Raw genomic sequence first — 17180 nt, forward strand, 5'->3', positions numbered from 1 at the left:
CACACCCCCAGGAGCACTCCCGGGCAGCACCGGCACCTCACCGGGTGTGCGGCACGCGGCTGAGCCCGGCGTACCGGGGGCGTAACACCGGGCGCCCGTCGCCGTAACACCGCCGTCGCATGCTGACGGCATGCCCCGCACCTCCCCCGCCCTCACCCAGGCGTCGACCCCCACCCACTGCCCGTACTGCGCGCTCCAGTGCGGAATGAACCTGCGCGCCGTCCCCGGCGGCGAGGCGGCGGGCGGCGACGTGGTGGAAGTCGTCGAGCGTACGGACTTCCCGGTGAACCGGGGCGCGCTGTGCGGCAAGGGCCGTACGGCGCCCGCCGTGCTCTCCTCCCGGGTGCGCCTGACCGAGCCACTGGTCCGTCGCCCCGCCACCGGCAGGCTCGAACCGGCCACCTGGGAGGAGGCCCTCGCGAAGATCGCGGAGGGGCTCGGCCGTACGCGGGAGGTGTACGGGCGGGACGCCGTCGGCGTCTTCGGGGGAGGCGGGCTCACGAACGAGAAGGCGTACGCGCTCGGCAAGTTCGCCCGGGTCGTGCTGTCCACCTCGCAGATCGACTACAACGGCCGCTTCTGCATGTCGTCGGCCGCCGCCGCCCACCAGCGGGCCTTCGGCCTCGACCGCGGCCTGCCCTTCCCGCTGGAGGACATCCCGCGCACGGGCTGCGTGATCCTGGTCGGATCCAACCTCGCCGAGACGATGCCGCCGGCGCTGCGCTACCTCACGGAGCTGAAGGAGAACGGCGGCAGGCTCATCGTCGTCGACCCGCGCCGCACCCGCACCGCCGAGCAGGCCGACCTGCACCTCGCCCCGCGCCCCGGCACCGACCTGGCGCTCGCGCTGGGACTGCTGCACCTCGTGGTGTCCCAGGGCCGTACGGACGACGCCTTCATCCAGGAGCGCACCGCCGGCTGGGACGAGGCGCGGGCGGCCGCGATGGCGCACTGGCCCGAGCACGTCGAGCGCGTCACCGGCGTCCCGGTCCCCCAACTGCGGGAGGCGGTGCGGATGTTCTGCGACGCCGGGACCGGCATGGTGCTGACCGCACGCGGCCCCGAGCAGCAGTCCAAAGGCACCGACACGGTCGGCGCCTGGATCAACCTCTGCCTGGCCACCGGCAAGGCGGGCAGGCCGCTGTCCGGTTACGGCTGCCTCACCGGCCAGGGCAACGGGCAGGGCGGCCGCGAGCACGGCCAGAAGGCCGACCAGCTGCCCGGCTACCGCAAGCTCACCGACCCGGCCGCGCGCGAGCACGTCGCCGGGGTGTGGGGCGTGGACCCGGACAGCCTCCCCGGGCCCGGGCGCAGCGCGTACGAACTGCTCGACGCACTCGGCGGCGACATCAAGTCGCTGCTGCTCATGGGCTCGAACCCGGTGGTCTCCGCGCCGCGCGCCTCCCACATCGAGGAGCGGCTGCGCTCACTGGACTTCCTCGCCGTCGCGGACGTCGTCCTGTCGGAGACGGCGGCCCTGGCGGACGTCGTCCTGCCCGTCACCCAGTGGGCGGAGGAGACCGGGACGACCACCAACCTGGAGGGACGGGTGCTCCTGCGGCGCAGGGCGGTCGGCCCGCCGCCCGGCGTGCGTACGGACCTGGAGGTGCTGCACGCGCTCGCGGCGCTGCTCGGCCACGAGAAGGGCTTCCCCGTGGACCCCGAGGAGGTCTTCGACGAGCTGCGCCGCGCCTCCGCGGGCGGCCCGGCCGACTACTCCGGCATCTCGTACCGCCGGATCGCCGAGGAGGACGGCGTCTTCTGGCCCTGCCCGGACACCTCCGAGGGCAGCGCGCACGCGGTCGAGCCGCACCCCGGTACGCCCCGGCTCTTCCTCGACCGGTTCGCCACGGAGGACGGGCGTGCCCGCTTCGTCCCCGTCGTACACCGTCCGGCGGCGGAGGAGACGGACGCCGAGTACCCGGTGCTGCTCACCACCGGCCGGGTCGTCGCGCAGTACCAGTCCGGCGCCCAGACGCGCCGCGTGGACGAACTCAACGCGGCCGCGCCCGGCCCCTTCGTCGAGCTGCATCCCCGGCTCGCCCAGCGCCTGGGCGTCGGTGAGGGCGACCGGCTGACGGTGGTGTCCCGGCGCGGGCGGGCGGTCGCCCCGGCCCGGATCACGGACGCGATCCGCTCGGACACGGTCTTCATGCCGTTCCACTGGCCGGGCGAGGGACGCGCCAACACCCTGACGAACCCGGCGCTCGACCCGACCTCGCGCATGCCGGAGTTCAAGGTGTGCGCCGTACGGGTCGAGCGCGAGGGGGACTGAGCCTCACGGCCCGGCGGTCTCCTCGCCCACCCAGGCCAGGTACCGCGCGCTGCCGCGTGCCACCGCCGTGGCGATGATCTCGGGCGTCTCGTAGTCGTGCGCGGCCTCGAGGTGCGCCTCCAGCTCCTCGTACCGCGCACCCGCCGTCTTGAACACCACCTGCCACTCCTGCGCCGTCTGCGTCTCCCCCTCCCACCGGTAGACGGAGGTCACGGGCCCGCCGACCTGCGCACAGGCCGCGAGCCGTGCCTCGACGGCTCCCCGCGCGAGCGCCAGGGCCTTGTCCCGGCTGTCGGTCGTGGTCAGTACGGTCAGCCATTCGGCCATGGCGTTCTCCCTCGGGGGTAGGGGCTTCGGCCATGGTCTCAAGCCGGCGTCGGCGAAAGGCGTGACGCGGGCGGGGCCGGTTCGGCTCGGGCGCCGCGCCGGGCGGTCAGCCGCCGTACGGGCGGACGGACCTGGCGTCGCGCAGGGCGCGCGCCCACCAGGTGAGCTGGTTCAGCAGGGCCTTGGCGGCGGTCTCGGCGCCGGACGGGTCCTTGTGCCGGCCGTCGACGTCGAAGTGGGACCAGGCGCCGTGGAAGCTGACGGTCTCGCGGATGGTGGTCGCGTGCATCTCGGCGAAGACCTGGCGCAGTTGCTCGACGGCGCGCAGGCCGCCGGACATGCCGCCGTAGGAGACGAAGCCGACGGGCTTGGCGTGCCACTCGCTGCCGTGCCAGTCGATGAGGTTCTTGAGGGCCGCGGGGAAGGAGTGGTTGTACTCGGGGGTGACGACGACGAAGGCATCGGCGGCCGCGAGGCGCGGCGAGACATCGGCGAGGACCGCCTTGACGTCGTCGGACGGCGAGAAGGAGAGAGCGGTCGGCAGGTCGACGCGGGCCACGTCGATCACGTCGACGTCGAGGTCGTCGTGCTCGGCGGCGCGGGAGAGGAACCACTCGGTGACGACGGGGGCGAAGCGGCCCTCGCGGTTGCTGGCGACGATGACGGCGAGGCGCAGGGGGGCGGCGGCGGGTGGCGTGTCGGTGGCGGTGGTGATGGCAGGGGTGCTGACCTGGGCGGATTCCCGCGTGGCGTTGTCCATACGGCAAGACTCGTACCTCGACCAAGGTTGAGGTCAAGCCGCTCGTGGCGGCCGTTTCCCGGCTCCGCGCTAGCGTCGAAAGGCCCTGGCCGCCCGCGAGGCACGCCGGCCGAACGCCCCCTTACGGTGGTCGCATGACCACGCCTCCCGCCCCCGGCTCCCCCTACATCGAGATCGACGGCCGCCGCGCCTCCACGGCCGACGACCTCCTCGTCCCCACGCTGTACGGCGGGTACGCCCACTTCACCGCGATGCAGGTCCGGGACGGCGGGGTACGCGGACTGCGCGCGCACCTCGCCCGGCTCGACGCCGCCTCCCGGGAGGTGTTCGGCGCCGGGCTCGACGGGGAGCTGGTGCGCGCGCGGGTGCGGCACGCGCTCGACGGAGCACGGAGGTACGACGCCGCCGTGCGGGTGTACGTGTTCCGGGCGCCCGACGCGGAGGCGGCCACCCTGATGGTCACCGTCCGCCCGCCCGCCGCCATGTCACCGGCGCCGCAGGCCCTCATGTCGGTCCCGTACGAGCGGCCCTTCCCGCACCTCAAGCACCTGGGCGGATTCGCCCAGACCCACTACGGCCGGCTGGCCCGCGAGGCGGGCTTCGACGACGCGCTGCTGACCGGCCACGGCGGGGTGGTCACCGAGGGCGCGATCACCAACATCGCCTTCTACGACGGCGCTTCGGTCGTCTGGCCCGACGCGCCCTCCCTGCACGGCGTCACGATGGCCCTGCTCGAAGCCCGCCTCCCGGAGTCCGGTCTGCCGTCGGTGCGCGGGCCGGTGACGCTGGACGGGCTCCGCGCGTACCGGTCCGCCTTCGTCACCAACTCGCAGGGCATCGCCCCGGTGCGGCGGATCGACGCGACGGAGTTCGCCGTGGACGAGGAGCTGATGAAGACGGTCGTCTCGGTGTACGAGGGGACGCCCTGGGAGCACGTCTGAGACGGGCTCCCGACGCGCGCCCCCGCAGGTGCGGCCGGCGCACGGTCCCGGCGCCCTCGTCACCCATTCGGGGCGCACGGCGGGTGGACCGTCCGGTCCGCCCCGCTCCCGGGTGCTGACCTGGGTGAACGCCGCACGCACCGGGCGTGGCGGGGCGGCGGGGCGGCTGATCTGACCCGGACTCAGCAGGCGCGGCGCGCGTACGGCCACTTATCTCGGAGTCAGTGCCGTACCGACGCTTCCGGGAGGATCCTCATGCGCCCTGCACTTCTGCTGGCCGGTACCGCGCTGGCGGCCGCCGTGTCCGGCCTCGGCGCAGGTCCGGCGTACGCCGAGAACGACACGCCGCAGCACTCGCTGGAGGTGCACCCCGCGACGGCGGGCCCCGGCGCGACGATCACGGTGAACACCACCGCCTGCGGATTCGACAGCGGCGGCACGGGTGACGCCAACGCCGTGGGGGCGGGCGACTTCCCGCTGCGGCCCGCCACGCACAAGGAGGTCGTCACCGGGCAGTTCGAGCTTCCCCCGGACGCCCCCGAGGGAACCCACGACATCGCGGTGGCCTGCGACAACGGCAACACCGCCGAGGGCCGGCTGACCGTGACCGCCGGTCCGGCGCCCGAGCCGACCCACCACGACCCGGGGCGGCACGATCCGGGCCGCCACGAGCAGGGCGGTCACGACCCGGCCCGTCACGAACCGGACCACCGGCCCACGCACCCCACCGGCCATGTCAGGACCGGCGTCGGCGGGGCCGCGGACGCCGACACCACCCAGATCGCGGCGGGTGTGGCCGTACTGGCCGCGACCGCCGTCGGCGGTACCTGTCTCCTGCGTCGCCGGGCGAGCGGCACGCGGGAGCGCTGACGGGCCGGCTCCGCCGCCCGTGTCCGTACCGCCGCGGTTCCCCGCGCCTCCGCCCCGGTCCCGAGCCGGGCGGGGGCACGCGGGGCGTGCGGCGTGGGGCCGCTTGGACTGGAGGGTGATCACCGATGACGGACCGGCGTACGCAGGGCGGCGTCGTCGCCATCGCCGTCTGCACCGGCCTCTGGCTGATCCAGAACGGCGCCGCCGGGCAGGACCCGCCCCGGCCTTCGTCGGCCGAGGCGTTCGCCGCCGGGTCCGAGCACGTGCCGAGGAGCACGGTCCCGCCGGCCGAACCGCTGCGGCCCTCCGAGCCCGTGCGGGTGCGGATACCAGCGATCCGGGTGGACGCGCCCGTCATGCGGCTCGGACTGGGCCCCGACGGGAGTCTCGACGTACCGCCGGCCGGGGACCGCAACCTCGCCGGGTGGTACAAGGACGGCACCCCGCCCGGCGCGAAGGGCACGTCGGTCTTCGCCGGGCACGTCGACAACGCCCGGGGGCCGTCCGTCTTCTACCACCTCGGCGCGCTGAAGAAGGGCCACACCGTGGAGGTGCTGCGCAAGGACGGGCGTACCGCCGTCTTCACGGTCGACGCCGTCGAGGTGTACGACAGCGAGCACTTCCCGGAGGAGCGGGTGTACGCCGCCTCCGGTCAGGCGGAGCTGCGACTCATCACCTGCGGCGGCACGTTCTCCGAGAAGACCGGCTACCGGGGGAACGTGGTGGCGTACGCGCACCTGACGGCTGTGCGATAGACGCGCGTCGGCCCTACGTCCACTGGTCGAACGCCAGCTTGGCGACCAGGGCGAAGACCACCATCAGCAGCACACCACGCACGAACTCGCTGCCCTTCCTGAGCGCCGTGCGCGCGCCCGCCATCGCGCCGGCGAGGTTGAAGAGCGCCATCAGGGCGGCGAGCTGCCACAGCACCGTCCCCTGGTACGCGAACATCGCGAGCGCGCCGGCGTTGGTGCAGACGTTGACGATCTTGGCGTTGGCGGAGGCGGTGACCAGGTCGAGGTGGAGCACCGCGGTCAGCGCCAGCACGAGGAAGGTGCCGGTGCCGGGCCCGAAGAGGCCGTCGTAGAACCCGATGCCGCCGCCGACCAGGACGATCGCGGTGACCGTACGGGCCCGGGTGACCGGCGGCCCCGGGTCGGCGGCGGCGCGGCCGAAGGAGGGGCGCAGGAGCACGAAGGCCGCCACCGCGAGCAGCACGACCATGATCACGGGACGCAGTACGCCGCTGCTGATCCCGGCGGCGAAGAACGCGCCGGTCATGGAGCCCACGAGGGCGGCGAGCCCGATCCGTACCGCCGTCCCGACCTTCACCGGCGCCTTGCGGAGGTACGTCACGGCGGCGCCCGACGTGCCGACGATGGCCACCGCCTTGTTGGTGCCGAGGATGTGCGCGGCGGGCACGTGGGGCAGGCCGAGCAGCAGGGCGGGCAGGAGCAGCAGCCCGCCGCCGCCCACCACCGCGTCGATCCAGCCGGCCGCGGCGGCGGCGAGGCACAGAACGACGATCATGGTCAGCGATATGTCGGGCATGATCACGACCCTAGGGAGGGCGTGTGTACGGCGTCCATCAATCACCGGAGTCTTGAGCGACATCTGAGGTTCCCGTTCCGGCCGAGGGGGCCCGGTCGGGGGCCGCCGGTGCGGCCGGCGCGACAGTGCCGGACAGGACCGTCGCGGCGAGCGCGCTCGCGCCGACGAGCCCGGCGGCGAGCCGCACGCGGGCGCGGGCGGTGGGGCGGGGGGAGGCGGGGCGCGGCCTGCGGTGACGGGCCATCGGGTCTCCTCGGACGGGGGAAGCGGGGGGGCGTCGGACCCGGGGGGCGGGTCAGAAGGTGAAGCACTCGGAGTGGATGTGGCCGGCCGGAACGCCCGCCCTGGTCAGCGCCGCCGTCGCGGCCTCGACCATGCGGGGCGGGCCGCACAGGAAGACGTCGTGCGCGGCGATGTCCGGGACGAGGCCGCGCAGCGCCTGGGGCGCGAGCGGGTCGTAGGCGGCGCCGGACGGGCCGAGCAGGTAGTGGAGTCCGGCCTGCCGGGTGCGCGCGATGTGCTCCAGCTCGTCGCGGAGCACCAGGTGGGCGGCGTCGCCGGCCCGGTAGAGGAGGGTCAGGTCGCCGGGGGCCCCGGGGAGCGTCTCGAAGAGCGCGCGCATGGGCGTGATGCCGACGCCTCCGGCGAGCAGCAGCACCTTGCGGCGGGTGCGCCGGTGCGCGGTCAGCGCGCCGAAGGGGCCCGTGGCGAGCACGCGGGTGCCCGGCCTGAGGCGGCGGATGCGGCGGGTGTGGTCGCCGGCCGCCTTGACCGTGATCCGCAGCGTGTCGTCGCGCACCGGCGCGGAGAGCGAGAACGGCAGCGCGGTGTGCCAGATGCGGCGCTGGAGAAACCGCCAGCGGAAGAACTGGCCCGGCTCCGCGCGCAGTTCGTCGAGCCCGATGCCCTGGACGAGGACCGACACCACCTCGGGCCCCTCGGCCCGCACCTCGATCACGCGCAGGCTGTGGCGCAGGGCCTGGCGTACGGGCACGACGCCCCGGTACCAGACCAGCAGCACGGCGACGGTGGCGTGCATCATCGCCCACAGCCAGACCGTCACCGCGTGGCCGGCGACGTCGGGACCGACGAGCTGGTGGGCGAAGGCGAGGGCGGCGCCGAGGTAGGTGAGCAGGTGGACGGCGCGCCACGTCTCGTGCGGGACCCGGCGGCGTACCGCGCGGGCCGAGGTCGCCCCGACGGCCACCAGCAGGCCCGTACCGGCGGTGGCGGCGGCGATCGCGCCGTAGCCCAGGAGGTCCGTGGTCGCGGCCAGGAGGTCGGTGCCGGTGTGGGCCGCGTGGCCGCAGAGGGCGAACAGGGCGTGGCCGAGGCAGAGCGAGAGGACGTACCGGCCGCCGAGGGCGTGCCAGCGGGCGAGCCGGTCGGCGCCGACGCCGTGCTCGACGGCGGGCACGCGGGCCATCAGCAGGAGCATGACGAGGATGCCGTAGCCGGCGAGGAGACCGGTGAGGTGCGCGCCGGTCGCGAACAGCACGTCGAGCCGCGCGGACGGCTCGGCCTGCGCGCCCCACAGGCCGGCCACCGCCCCGGCCCCGGCGACGATCCCGGCCCGCATCCGCCCGGGCCCGACCCGCACGGGCAGGGCCACGCCACGGGCCTGTGCCGTCCCCTGCCCACGGCCGGTGTCCCGGGCGCCGGCGCGACCGGTGTCCCCGGCCGTGGCGGCGGGCGCGCGGCCGGGCGCCCTGTCGGCCCTGCGCGCGGCCTGCGTTCCGCCCGGCGGCTTCGCCCTGCCCGCGGCCTCCGTCCGCGACAGGTACGCCGACAGCGCCGGATACGCCTCGCACGGCGGCTGCGGCGGATCCATCTGCGGGGAGTGGGGGGCCTCGATCGTCACATGCGCCAACGTAAATGCTGAGATCCCATCGAAACCGCAGGTCAGCAGCCGATCGGTGATCCTTAAGGCCGCCTTGAGGATCGGCTGACCGCTCGTTAAGCCTGGTGCCCGTGACGATTCGAGAGGGCTCGTACGGAAGCCGCTCAGGGGGCTCGTACGGATGCAGGGGCTTCTGTGCGCCCCCTCCCCTTGGCTCCTCGCCCTCGACGCCCCCCTCTCCGCCCCCTCACAGCGCGGTCCGCAAGGCGCTGAGCGCAGTGTTCCCCGCGGGAAACAGTCGGGATGCGGCCGGGTAACACCGCCGCCGCAGGCTACGGTCATGAGCAAGGACATCGTGGTGATCGGCGGCGGGACGGCGGGTGCCCGGCTGGCCCGGCAACTGACCCGCGGGGCCGCACCGGCCACCGCGCCCGCCCCGACGGCCGGGCCCGCGTCGCCGATGCCGGGGGTCACCGTCATCGGCGAGGAGGAGCACGCCCCGTACAACAGGGTGCTGCTCGCGGAGGTCCTCGCCGGCCGTTACGGGCCCGAAGTCATCACCCAGCCGGCCACGCCGGTGCGGCGCGGGGTGCGGGTGGTCCGTATCGACCGGGCCGAACGGGTGGTGCTGTGCGACGACGGCAGCGTCGTCCCGTACGGCACCCTCGTCCTCGCCACCGGTTCCAACCCCGTCCTGCCACCCCTGCGCGGCCTCGGCGCCGACCTCCCGGACGGCGTCCACCCCTTCCGTACGCTGGACGACTGCCTGGCCCTGGCGGCCGCCGTGCGCGAGGGCACCCGTGCCGTCGTCATCGGCGGCGGCCTGCTCGGCGTCTCGGCGGCCCGCGCGCTCGCCGAACGGGGTGCCCAGGTCGTCCTGGCCCAGCAGGGCGAGCACCTCATGCAGCGCCAGCTCGACCCCGCCGCGAGCGAACTGCTCCGCGGGCACCTGGAGACGCTGGGCGTCGAGGTCCACACCGAATGCCGGGTACGCGGCCTGCGCTGCGAGGCCGGCGAGGGCGCCGGGACCGTGCGGGCCGTCGAACTGGCCGACGGGTACGCCCTCGACGCCGACCTGGTCGTCCTGGCCTGCGGGGTAAGGCCCCGCGTCGGCCTCGCGCGGGCCGCCGGCCTGGACGTGCGCCACGGCATCGTCGTGGACGACGAACTGCGCACCTCCGACCCGCACATCCGGGCCATCGGCGACTGCGCCGAGCACGACGGCCGCGTCTACGGTCTCGCGGGCCCCGCCCTCGAACAGGCCGACATCCTGGCCGCGCTGCTGCTCGCCCCGCCCCCGGCCGCCGCCCTCGCCACCCGGCCGGGCACGCACGCCGAGGCCGCCGTAGCAGCGGTGGCCGCCGGGCCCGCCGCCGCGCTCACCGGTCCCGCGAGCGAGGCCGCGCCGCGCTACACCGGCACCCGGGCCCTCACCCGGCTCACCCTGCACAGCGGCGGCACCGGCGCCGGCGCCGGGCCGCTCGACCTCGCCGCCTTCGGCGAGACGAATCCGCTCCCCGGCGACGACGTCGTCCGCCTCGCCGACGCCACCCGTGGCGCGTACCGGAAGGTCGTCGTTCGCGGCGACCGGCTGATCGGCGGCATCCTGCTGGGCGATCTCGGCGCCGTCGGCGAACTCGCCCGCACCTGGGAGGGCGACGAGCCGCTCCCCTCCACCCCGTTGTTCCATCTGCTTGGAGGCGCCTGAGATGTCCACACCCCCCACGATCGTGGTCGTCGGCCACGGCATGGTCGGCCAGCGCTTCCTGGAGGCCCTCGCGGACCGCGGCGTGACGGCGAAGGCGCGGATCGTCGTCCTGTGCGAGGAGCCCCGGCCCGCGTACGACCGTGTCCAGCTGACCTCGTACTTCTCCGGCCGCACCCCTGACGACCTCGCCCTGGGCGAGCCCGGCTTCATGGAACAGCACGGCATCGAGCTGTACCTGGACGATCCCGCGACCGCCGTCGACCGCGAGGCGCGCACGGTCACCGCGCGCAGCGGACGGAGCTTCTCGTACGACACGCTCGTGCTCGCCACTGGTTCGTACCCCTTCGTACCACCCGTTCCCGGGAAGGACGCGGAAGGCTGCTTCGTCTACCGCACCATCGAGGACCTGCTCGCGATCGAGGCGTACGCGAAGACAGCGCGTACGGGAGCGGTCGTGGGCGGTGGACTCCTCGGGCTGGAGGCGGCGGGCGCGCTCAGCGGGCTCGGACTCGCCACGCACGTCGTGGAGTTCGCGCCCCGTCTGATGCCGGTGCAGGTCGACGAGGGCGGCGGCGCGGCCCTGCTGCGCACGATCGAGGGCATGGGGCTGACGGTCCACACGGGCGTCGGCACCCAGGCCGTGACCACGGACGACGCCGGCGCGGTCAACGGCATGTCGCTGTCGGACGGTTCGACGCTGGACACCGACATGGTCGTCTTCTCGGCGGGCGTACGGCCGCGCGACCAGCTGGCCAGGGACTGCGGACTTTCGGTCGGCGAGCGGGGCGGCATCGCCGTCGACGAGCAGTGCCGCACGTCGGACCCGGTGGTCTTCGCGATCGGCGAGTGCGCGATGGCGGTGGACGGCCGGGTGTACGGCCTGGTGGCGCCCGGTTACGAGATGGCCGAGACGGCCGCCGAGACGATCACGGGAACGCTCGCGGAAGCGTTCCCGGGAACGGCCGAAACCGCGAAGCGGGCGTTCACGGGTGCGGACATGTCCACCAAGCTGAAGCTCCTCGGTGTCGACGTGGCGTCCTTCGGCGACGCGCACGGCCACGCGGAGGGCTGCCTGGACGTCACGTACTCCGACTCGCGCTCGGGCGTCTACAAGAAGCTCGTGGTGAGCCCCGACGGCGCGCTCCTCGGCGGTGTCCTGGTCGGCGACGCCGACGCGTACGCGATGCTGCGGCCGCTCACCGGTTCCGTGCCGCCCGTCGCACCGGAGCAGCTGATCGCGCCGGCCGGCAGCGGCCAGGTCACCCTCGGCCCGTCCGCCCTGCCCGACGACGCGGTCGTCTGCAACTGCCACAACGTCACCAAGGCCCAGGTCACCGCCTGTTCCACGATGCCCGAGGTGAAGAAGTGCACCAAGGCCGGAACGGGCTGCGGCAGCTGCGTGAAGCTGATCGGCCAGCTGCTCCCCCAGACCGGTGACAAGGGCCTGTGCGGCTGCTTCCCGCACACGCGCGCCGAGCTGTACGAGATCGTCCGCACCCTGCGCATCACGTCGTACGCCGAGCTTCTCGACGCGCACGGCCGTGAGCCGGCCCGGGGCGGCGACGGCTGCGAGATCTGCAAGCCGACGGTCGGCTCGATCCTGGCCAGCCTGAGCAGCGGTTACATCCTCGACGGCGAACAGGCCGCCCTCCAGGACACCAACGACCACTTCCTCGCCAACATGCAGCGCAACGGCTCGTACTCGATCGTGCCGCGCATCCCGGGCGGCGAGGTCACCCCCGAGAAGCTGATCGTGATCGGCGAGGTGGCCCGCGACTTCGGCCTCTACACGAAAATCACCGGCGGCCAGCGCATCGACCTCTTCGGCGCCCGCGTCGACCAGCTGCCGCTGATCTGGACGCGCCTGGTGGACGCCGGCTTCGAGTCGGGGCACGCGTACGGGAAGGCGCTCAGGACAGTGAAGTCCTGTGTCGGACAGACCTGGTGCCGGTACGGCGTCCAGGACAGCGTCCGGATGGCGATCGACCTGGAGCTGCGCTACCGGGGTCTGCGCGCGCCGCACAAGCTGAAGTCGGCGGTCTCGGGATGCGCGCGCGAGTGCGCCGAGGCACAGTCCAAGGACTTCGGTGTGATCGCCACCGCGAACGGCTGGAACCTCTACGTCGGCGGCAACGGCGGTGCGACTCCGCGCCATGCCGATCTCCTCGCCCAGGACCTGTCGGACGCCGAACTCGTGCGCCTCATCGACCGGTTCCTGATGTTCTACATCCGCACCGCCGACCGCCTGGAGCGCACGTCGACCTGGCTGGAGCGGCTGGAGGGCGGCCTCGACCACCTCAGGGACGTCGTCGTCCACGACTCGCTCGGCATCTGCGACCAGCTGGAAGCCCTGATGGCCGCCCACGTGTCCGGCTACCGCGACGAGTGGGCCGAGACCATCAACGACCCCGAGCGGCTGTCCCGGTTCGTCTCGTTCGTCAACGCTCCCGACGCGCCGGACCCGTCCGTACGGTTCGTTCCCGAGCGCGACCAGATGAAGCCGGACCTCACCGTTCTCACCCTCGAAGGGACCCGTGCCGGATGACCCTGCAACTGCGCATCGACGACTCCTGGTTCACCGCCTGCGACCTGTCCGCCCTCACACCGGGGCGCGGTGTGGCGGCCCTCCTCCCCGACGGCCGCCAGGCGGCCCTGTTCACGGACCGCAGGGGACGCGCGTACGCCATCGACAACCGCGACCCGTTCTCCGGCGCGCAGGTTCTGTCGCGCGGTCTGATCGGGTCCGAGAACGGCCGTCCCTTCGTCGCCTCACCGCTCCTGAAGCAGCGTTTCGACCTGGAGACGGGGCACTGTCTGGACGACGAGGCGGTCACGGTGCGGACGTTCGCCGTACGCGTCGGCGTTGCTTGACCGATCGTTCCAGAAAGGCTAGCGTTGCGGGCGTGGCCAGGACCAAGGAATTCGACCCCGACGCCGCCCTGCAGGCAGCCCTGGAGCTGTTCTGGCGGCGCGGCTACGAAGCGACGACCATGGCGAACCTCGTCGACCACCTCGGCATCGGCCGCGCCAGCATCTACGCCACCTTCGGCAACAAGCACGCGCTCTACCTGAAGGCGCTCGACCGGTACGCCGAGACCGGCAACCCGAGGCTGCTCGGCGAGCTCTCGCGGCCGGGCCCCGCACTGCCGGCCGTCCGCGCGGTGGTGCGGCGGTTCGCCGCCGAGGCCGCCTCCGAAGAGGAGCGGCTGACCGGGTGCTTCGTCACCAACACGGCCGCCGAGCTGGCCCCGCACGACGACTCGGCGGCCCGCCGGGTCGAGGTGAGCTGGGAGCACCTGGAGACCCTGCTGCACTCCGCGCTCGTACGGGCGCAGGCCCAGGGCGAGCTGGCCGACGACCGCGACCCGCGGTCGCTGGCCCGCATGCTCCTCGTCCTGACACAGGGGCTGCGGGTCGTCGGCAAGGCGTCCAGCGACCCGGCCCGGGTCCGGGACGCGGCCGAAGAGGCACTGACCCTGCTCGACTGACCCGGCAGGCACTCCGAGAGACGCCCCCCAAGGGGCGTCTCTTTCACACCCTGATAACGGACCGCACATTCCAAAATAAGGACGGCCAGATCATGACTGCTCGCTTCTCCGGCAAGACCGCTCTCGTGACCGGGGCGGGCTCCGGTCTCGGCCGTGCCGTCGCGCTCGCGTTCGCGGCCGAGGGTGCGAACGTCGTCGTCGCCGGGCGCGGCCGGGCCGCTCTCGACGAGACCGTCGCGCAGGCCGCGCGGCAGGCCGCCGCAGCGGGCACCGTGGTCGCGGTCGCCGCCGACGTCAGCCGCTCCGAGGACGTGCGGGCGCTCGTTCGCGAGAGCGTCGCGCGCTTCGGCAGCCTCGACGTCGCGGTGAACAACGCCGGCGTGTTCCGGGGAGGCGGCCCCGTCGCCGAGCTGTCCGAGGAGGACTGGCGCACGCTGCTCGACGTCAACGTCACGGGCGTGCTCCTGTCGATGCAGGCCGAGATCGACGCGATGCGCTCCCAGGAGAGCGGCGGCGCGATCGTCAACATCTCCTCCAACCTCGGCGCGCACCTGCGCGTCCCCGGCGTCGCCGGATACGTCGCCTCCAAGGCCGCCGTCTCCGCCCTCACCCGCGCAGCCGCCGTCGACCACATCCAGGACGGCGTACGGATCAACGCGGTCAGTCCCGGCCCCGCCGCCACCGCCATGTCGCTGCTCCCCGGCGAGAACGAGGCCGAGCGGGCCGTCCGTATGAAGGGCGAGTCGCCGCTCGGCCGGGTCTCGACGACCGCCGAGGTCGCCGCGGCCGTGCTGTACCTGGCCTCCGCCGACGCCGCGTCCGTCGTGGGCACCGACCTCGTCGTCGACGGAGGCGCCTCCGCCTGACCGGACGCCCGGTCGTACCCTGGCCCCCATGACGACTGGCTGGAAAGCGAGCGACATCCCCGACCAGAGCGGCCGTACGGCCGTGGTCACGGGGGCCAACAGCGGCATAGGACTCGTCACGGCGCGCGAACTCGCCCGCCGGGGCGCACGTGTGGTCCTCGCGTGCCGCAGCGAGCGGCGCGGCAAGGAGGCGGCGGCGCGCATCGCCCGCGAGGTCCCGTCCTCCGACGTCGTGTTCACCCCGCTGGACCTGGCGGACCTGTCCTGCGTGCGGGAGTTCGCCGAGGCGTACGCGTACGACCGCCTCGACCTGCTCGTCAACAACGCGGGCGTCATGGCGCTCCCGTACGGACGGACCGCCGACGGCTTCGAGACGCAGTTCGGCGTCAACCACCTCGGGCACTTCGCCCTCACCGGACTCCTGCTGCCCCACCTGCTCCGCACGCCCGGGGCCCGCGTCGTGACCGTCTCCAGCGGTCTGCACGCCCTGGCGAACATCGACATCGGCGACCTCAACAGCGAGCGCGGTTACCGGCGCTGGATCGCCTACGGCCGCTCCAAGACGGCGAACCTGCTCTTCACCCATGAGCTGGCCGGACGGCTCGCCTCGGCCGGCTCCGCCGTCGTCGCGGCGGCCGCCCACCCCGGTTACGCCCGTACGAACCTGCAGACCGCCGGTGTGCGCATGGAGGGGCGCAGGGCGGCCGAGCGGATCGTGTCGCTGGCGAACCGGATCATCGCCCAGCCCGCCGAGTCCGGCGCCCTGCCTACCCTGTACGCGGCGACCGCGCCCGGCGTACGGCCCGACTCGTTCACCGGGCCGAGGGTCCAGGGGCTGCGGGGCGCGCCCACGACGTCGTGGCGCGCGGCCTGGACCACGAACGACGTGGCGAGCGAGCGGCTGTGGGTGGCGTCGGAACAGCTCACCGGGGTGACGTACGAGGGCCTCAGGACCTGAGGCCCTCCGGGTACGTCTGCGGCCGGCCCGGTCTCAGCCCTGCTGCCCCTCGACGGCCGCCGGGTCCATCCAGACGACCTCCCACGTGTGACCGTCGGGGTCCTGGAAGGAGCGGCCGTACATGAAGCCGTGGTCCTGGGGGTCGTTGGCGGGGGATCCGCCGGACGCGAGGGCGGCGTCGGCCAGCTCGTCGACCTTCTCCCGGCTCTCGGCGCTGAGCGCGAGCAGGACCTCCGTGGTCGTGCTCGTGTCCGCGATCTCCTTCTTGGTGAACTCCTTGAAGCGCGGCTCGGTGAGCAGCATGGCGAAGATCGTGTCGCTGATCACGAGACAGGCGGTCGAGTCGTCGCTGAACTGGGGGTTGAACGAGTATCCGAGCTTGCCGAAGAAGGACTTCGTGGTCTCGAGGTTCTTGACCGGCAGGTTCACGAAGATCATCTGGTTCATGAGGGGTGTCTCTCTTCTCTCGGTCGCTGTGGTAGCTGTGGTCGCTGTCGTTGCTGTCATCGCTGTCGTCGCCGTACGCAGGGATAGACCCGGGGGCCGCGCGGAACTCATCGCTCGGGCTGAAGAAATCGCGGAAGGTTTCCCGCCTTGCGGCCGCGCCACGCCCGTCCTGGCGTCGGCGCCATGACCAGGTCCGCCGGTTCCGCAGATCGCCCGCCACCTGACCGACGACCTCGCGGTGGACGGCTGGTACGCCCAGTCGATCACGGTCGGGTACGAGCAGGAACGTGGCCTGCGGGCGGTGGGCCAGTCCTCGCGGCGACTGGCGGACGAGCGGCAACCGGACCGTGGAAGCGCCGGTCGCACGCTGCGAGGCCGCCTTCACCGATCCCGGCGTACGCCGCCGGTGGCTTCCCGGGAGCGCGTTCTCACTGCGTACGCATCGCGCGGGCAAGACGCTGTCCGCCGACTACGCGGGCGGCCGGCTGTCGGTCCGCTTCACACCGAAGGGCGAGGCGAAGACCCAGGTGTCGCTCGCGCACACCAAGCTCGCCGACGCGGATGCGGTGGCGGCGTACAAGGGCTTCTGGAAGGAGCGGCTCGCCGTTCTCAAGACGCTGCTGGAGAAACGAGCGTTCCCCGGAACGTCCGGAAACTCAGCCCCGCAGCTCTTCGGCCGCGTCCGCGACCCGGCCGATCAGGCGCAGCAGCGTCTCCTGTTCCCCCTCGTCGAGGGGTGCGAGGAACACCTTGTTCATCCGCGCGGTACGCGTGACCAGCTTGCGGTGCACCGCCGCGCCCTCGTCCGTGAGCTTCAGTACGTTGCGCCGGCCGTCGCGCGGATCGCGCACCCGCTCCAGCAGTCCGCGCCGGCCGAGGCGCGCCACCAGGTCGGCGATGGTCGAGCGATCGAGGTGGACGTGCTCGCTCAGGGTGCGCTGGTCGATGTCCGGCTTCTCCACCAGGGCGTTGAGGACGGCGAACTGCGGGGAGGTGGTCTCCTCCGACACCATCGTCGTCCACAGCAGGGTGTGCGCCTGCTGCAGCCGCCGGGCGAGATGCCCGGGGTGCGTGCTCAGATCGACCGCAGCCATGCGGGCCTCCTGCGTTCGGTGATGCTCTGTGTACTGAGCCATTGACGTGCGCGGA

Annotated in this window: 17 protein-coding genes; 10 read left to right on the forward strand and 7 right to left on the reverse strand. The window is 73.4% G+C overall.

Annotation, left to right across the window (positions count from 1 at the left end; genetic code table 11):
• Window positions 1–130 precede the first annotated feature (130 nt).
• Window positions 131–2275 carry a molybdopterin oxidoreductase family protein gene (locus IE185_RS03600; protein WP_138909707.1) on the forward strand — a complete coding sequence of 715 codons (2145 nt, stop codon included), beginning with the start codon at window positions 131–133 and terminating at the stop codon, window positions 2273–2275.
• A 3-nt stretch (window positions 2276–2278) separates the two neighbouring features.
• On the opposite strand, the gene cutA is transcribed toward IE185_RS03600, so the two are convergent.
• Window positions 2279–2602 (reverse strand): divalent-cation tolerance protein CutA, encoded by a 324-nt coding sequence (gene cutA / locus IE185_RS03605; protein WP_138898947.1) that lies wholly within the window; start codon window positions 2600–2602, stop codon window positions 2279–2281.
• A 106-nt stretch (window positions 2603–2708) separates the two neighbouring features.
• Window positions 2709–3362, reverse strand: coding sequence for an NADPH-dependent FMN reductase (locus IE185_RS03610; RefSeq protein ID WP_138898948.1), 654 nt, complete (start codon window positions 3360–3362; stop codon window positions 2709–2711).
• A 134-nt stretch (window positions 3363–3496) separates the two neighbouring features.
• Here IE185_RS03610 and IE185_RS03615 point away from each other — a divergent pair, with 134 nt between their 5' ends.
• From IE185_RS03615 to IE185_RS03625, 3 genes are all read left to right on the forward strand, one after another.
• Window positions 3497–4303 (forward strand): aminotransferase class IV, encoded by an 807-nt coding sequence (locus IE185_RS03615; protein ID WP_189714582.1) that lies wholly within the window; start codon window positions 3497–3499, stop codon window positions 4301–4303.
• A gap of 255 nt (window positions 4304–4558) precedes the next feature.
• Entirely contained in the window at window positions 4559–5173 is a 615-nt protein-coding gene (locus IE185_RS03620) for a GVDTG sorting domain-containing protein (RefSeq protein WP_138898925.1), read from the forward strand.
• A gap of 125 nt (window positions 5174–5298) precedes the next feature.
• The gene (locus IE185_RS03625; protein ID WP_138898926.1) at window positions 5299–5928 is read left to right on the forward strand and encodes a class F sortase; all 630 of its coding nucleotides are present in this window, start codon (window positions 5299–5301) and stop codon (window positions 5926–5928) included.
• Between the two features lie 13 nt (window positions 5929–5941).
• Here the strand turns inward: IE185_RS03625 and IE185_RS03630 are convergent, their stop codons facing one another.
• Genes IE185_RS03630 through IE185_RS03640 form a run of 3 tightly spaced genes read right to left on the reverse strand, consistent with a single transcriptional unit; the run spans window position 5942 to window position 8303 of the window.
• Window positions 5942–6724, reverse strand: coding sequence for a sulfite exporter TauE/SafE family protein (locus IE185_RS03630; RefSeq protein ID WP_138898927.1), 783 nt, complete (start codon window positions 6722–6724; stop codon window positions 5942–5944).
• 37 nt (window positions 6725–6761) lie between these two features.
• Complete coding sequence (locus tag IE185_RS03635; protein WP_189714584.1) at window positions 6762–6968, reverse strand: hypothetical protein; 207 nt, start codon at window positions 6966–6968, stop codon at window positions 6762–6764.
• A 51-nt stretch (window positions 6969–7019) separates the two neighbouring features.
• Window positions 7020–8303 (reverse strand): ferredoxin reductase family protein, encoded by a 1284-nt coding sequence (locus tag IE185_RS03640; RefSeq protein ID WP_189714668.1) that lies wholly within the window; start codon window positions 8301–8303, stop codon window positions 7020–7022.
• A gap of 601 nt (window positions 8304–8904) precedes the next feature.
• Here IE185_RS03640 and IE185_RS03645 point away from each other — a divergent pair.
• The 6 genes from IE185_RS03645 to IE185_RS03670 all read left to right on the forward strand — a co-directional run bounded on the left by IE185_RS03645 (window position 8905) and on the right by IE185_RS03670 (window position 15584).
• Entirely contained in the window at window positions 8905–10272 is a 1368-nt protein-coding gene (locus tag IE185_RS03645) for an NAD(P)/FAD-dependent oxidoreductase (protein WP_138896295.1), read from the forward strand.
• Window position 10273: 1 nt separating this feature from the next.
• A complete protein-coding gene (nirB, locus tag IE185_RS03650) occupies window positions 10274–12817 on the forward strand; it encodes a nitrite reductase large subunit NirB (RefSeq protein ID WP_138896296.1) in 2544 nt (847 codons plus the stop codon).
• On the forward strand, window positions 12814–13143 hold the full coding sequence (gene nirD / locus IE185_RS03655) for a nitrite reductase small subunit NirD (protein WP_138896297.1): 330 nt from the start codon (window positions 12814–12816) through the stop codon (window positions 13141–13143). Before nirB ends, nirD begins: the two co-directional genes overlap by 4 nt.
• 32 nt (window positions 13144–13175) lie before the next feature.
• Window positions 13176–13760, forward strand: a complete 585-nt coding sequence (locus IE185_RS03660) for a TetR/AcrR family transcriptional regulator (RefSeq protein WP_138896298.1) — start codon at window positions 13176–13178, stop codon at window positions 13758–13760.
• Between the two features lie 92 nt (window positions 13761–13852).
• A complete protein-coding gene (locus IE185_RS03665) occupies window positions 13853–14626 on the forward strand; it encodes an SDR family NAD(P)-dependent oxidoreductase (protein ID WP_138896299.1) in 774 nt (257 codons plus the stop codon).
• Window positions 14627–14654: 28 nt separating this feature from the next.
• A complete protein-coding gene (locus IE185_RS03670) occupies window positions 14655–15584 on the forward strand; it encodes an oxidoreductase (RefSeq protein WP_138896300.1) in 930 nt (309 codons plus the stop codon).
• A gap of 33 nt (window positions 15585–15617) precedes the next feature.
• On the opposite strand, the gene IE185_RS03675 is transcribed toward IE185_RS03670, so the two are convergent.
• The gene (locus tag IE185_RS03675; protein WP_138896301.1) at window positions 15618–16031 is read right to left on the reverse strand and encodes a VOC family protein; all 414 of its coding nucleotides are present in this window, start codon (window positions 16029–16031) and stop codon (window positions 15618–15620) included.
• A gap of 656 nt (window positions 16032–16687) precedes the next feature.
• On the reverse strand, window positions 16688–17125 hold the full coding sequence (locus IE185_RS03680; protein ID WP_138896302.1) for a MarR family winged helix-turn-helix transcriptional regulator: 438 nt from the start codon (window positions 17123–17125) through the stop codon (window positions 16688–16690).
• Window positions 17126–17180 lie beyond the last annotated feature (55 nt).

Origin of the sequence: Streptomyces chryseus, from assembly GCF_014650755.1 — a bacterium.
GTDB classification, from domain to species: domain Bacteria; phylum Actinomycetota; class Actinomycetes; order Streptomycetales; family Streptomycetaceae; genus Streptomyces; species Streptomyces chryseus.

Excerpts from the sequence above, each read along its gene's own strand:
- IE185_RS03680 (WP_138896302.1), bottom strand. The coding sequence starts at position 17,125 with ATGGCTGCGGTCGATCTGAGCACGCACCCCGGGCATCTCGCCCGGCGG.
- IE185_RS03620 (WP_138898925.1), top strand. The coding sequence starts at position 4,559 with ATGCGCCCTGCACTTCTGCTGGCCGGTACCGCGCTGGCGGCCGCCGTG.
- IE185_RS03670 (WP_138896300.1), top strand. The coding sequence starts at position 14,655 with ATGACGACTGGCTGGAAAGCGAGCGACATCCCCGACCAGAGCGGCCGT.
- IE185_RS03640 (WP_189714668.1), bottom strand. The coding sequence starts at position 8,303 with ATGCGGGCCGGGATCGTCGCCGGGGCCGGGGCGGTGGCCGGCCTGTGG.
- IE185_RS03665 (WP_138896299.1), top strand. The coding sequence starts at position 13,853 with ATGACTGCTCGCTTCTCCGGCAAGACCGCTCTCGTGACCGGGGCGGGC.
- IE185_RS03610 (WP_138898948.1), bottom strand. The coding sequence starts at position 3,362 with ATGGACAACGCCACGCGGGAATCCGCCCAGGTCAGCACCCCTGCCATC.
- IE185_RS03600 (WP_138909707.1), top strand. The coding sequence starts at position 131 with ATGCCCCGCACCTCCCCCGCCCTCACCCAGGCGTCGACCCCCACCCAC.
- IE185_RS03615 (WP_189714582.1), top strand. The coding sequence starts at position 3,497 with ATGACCACGCCTCCCGCCCCCGGCTCCCCCTACATCGAGATCGACGGC.
- nirD (WP_138896297.1), top strand. The coding sequence starts at position 12,814 with ATGACCCTGCAACTGCGCATCGACGACTCCTGGTTCACCGCCTGCGAC.
- cutA (WP_138898947.1), bottom strand. The coding sequence starts at position 2,602 with ATGGCCGAATGGCTGACCGTACTGACCACGACCGACAGCCGGGACAAG.
- IE185_RS03625 (WP_138898926.1), top strand. The coding sequence starts at position 5,299 with ATGACGGACCGGCGTACGCAGGGCGGCGTCGTCGCCATCGCCGTCTGC.
- IE185_RS03675 (WP_138896301.1), bottom strand. The coding sequence starts at position 16,031 with ATGAACCAGATGATCTTCGTGAACCTGCCGGTCAAGAACCTCGAGACC.
- IE185_RS03635 (WP_189714584.1), bottom strand. The coding sequence starts at position 6,968 with ATGGCCCGTCACCGCAGGCCGCGCCCCGCCTCCCCCCGCCCCACCGCC.
- IE185_RS03645 (WP_138896295.1), top strand. The coding sequence starts at position 8,905 with ATGAGCAAGGACATCGTGGTGATCGGCGGCGGGACGGCGGGTGCCCGG.
- nirB (WP_138896296.1), top strand. The coding sequence starts at position 10,274 with ATGTCCACACCCCCCACGATCGTGGTCGTCGGCCACGGCATGGTCGGC.
- IE185_RS03630 (WP_138898927.1), bottom strand. The coding sequence starts at position 6,724 with ATGCCCGACATATCGCTGACCATGATCGTCGTTCTGTGCCTCGCCGCC.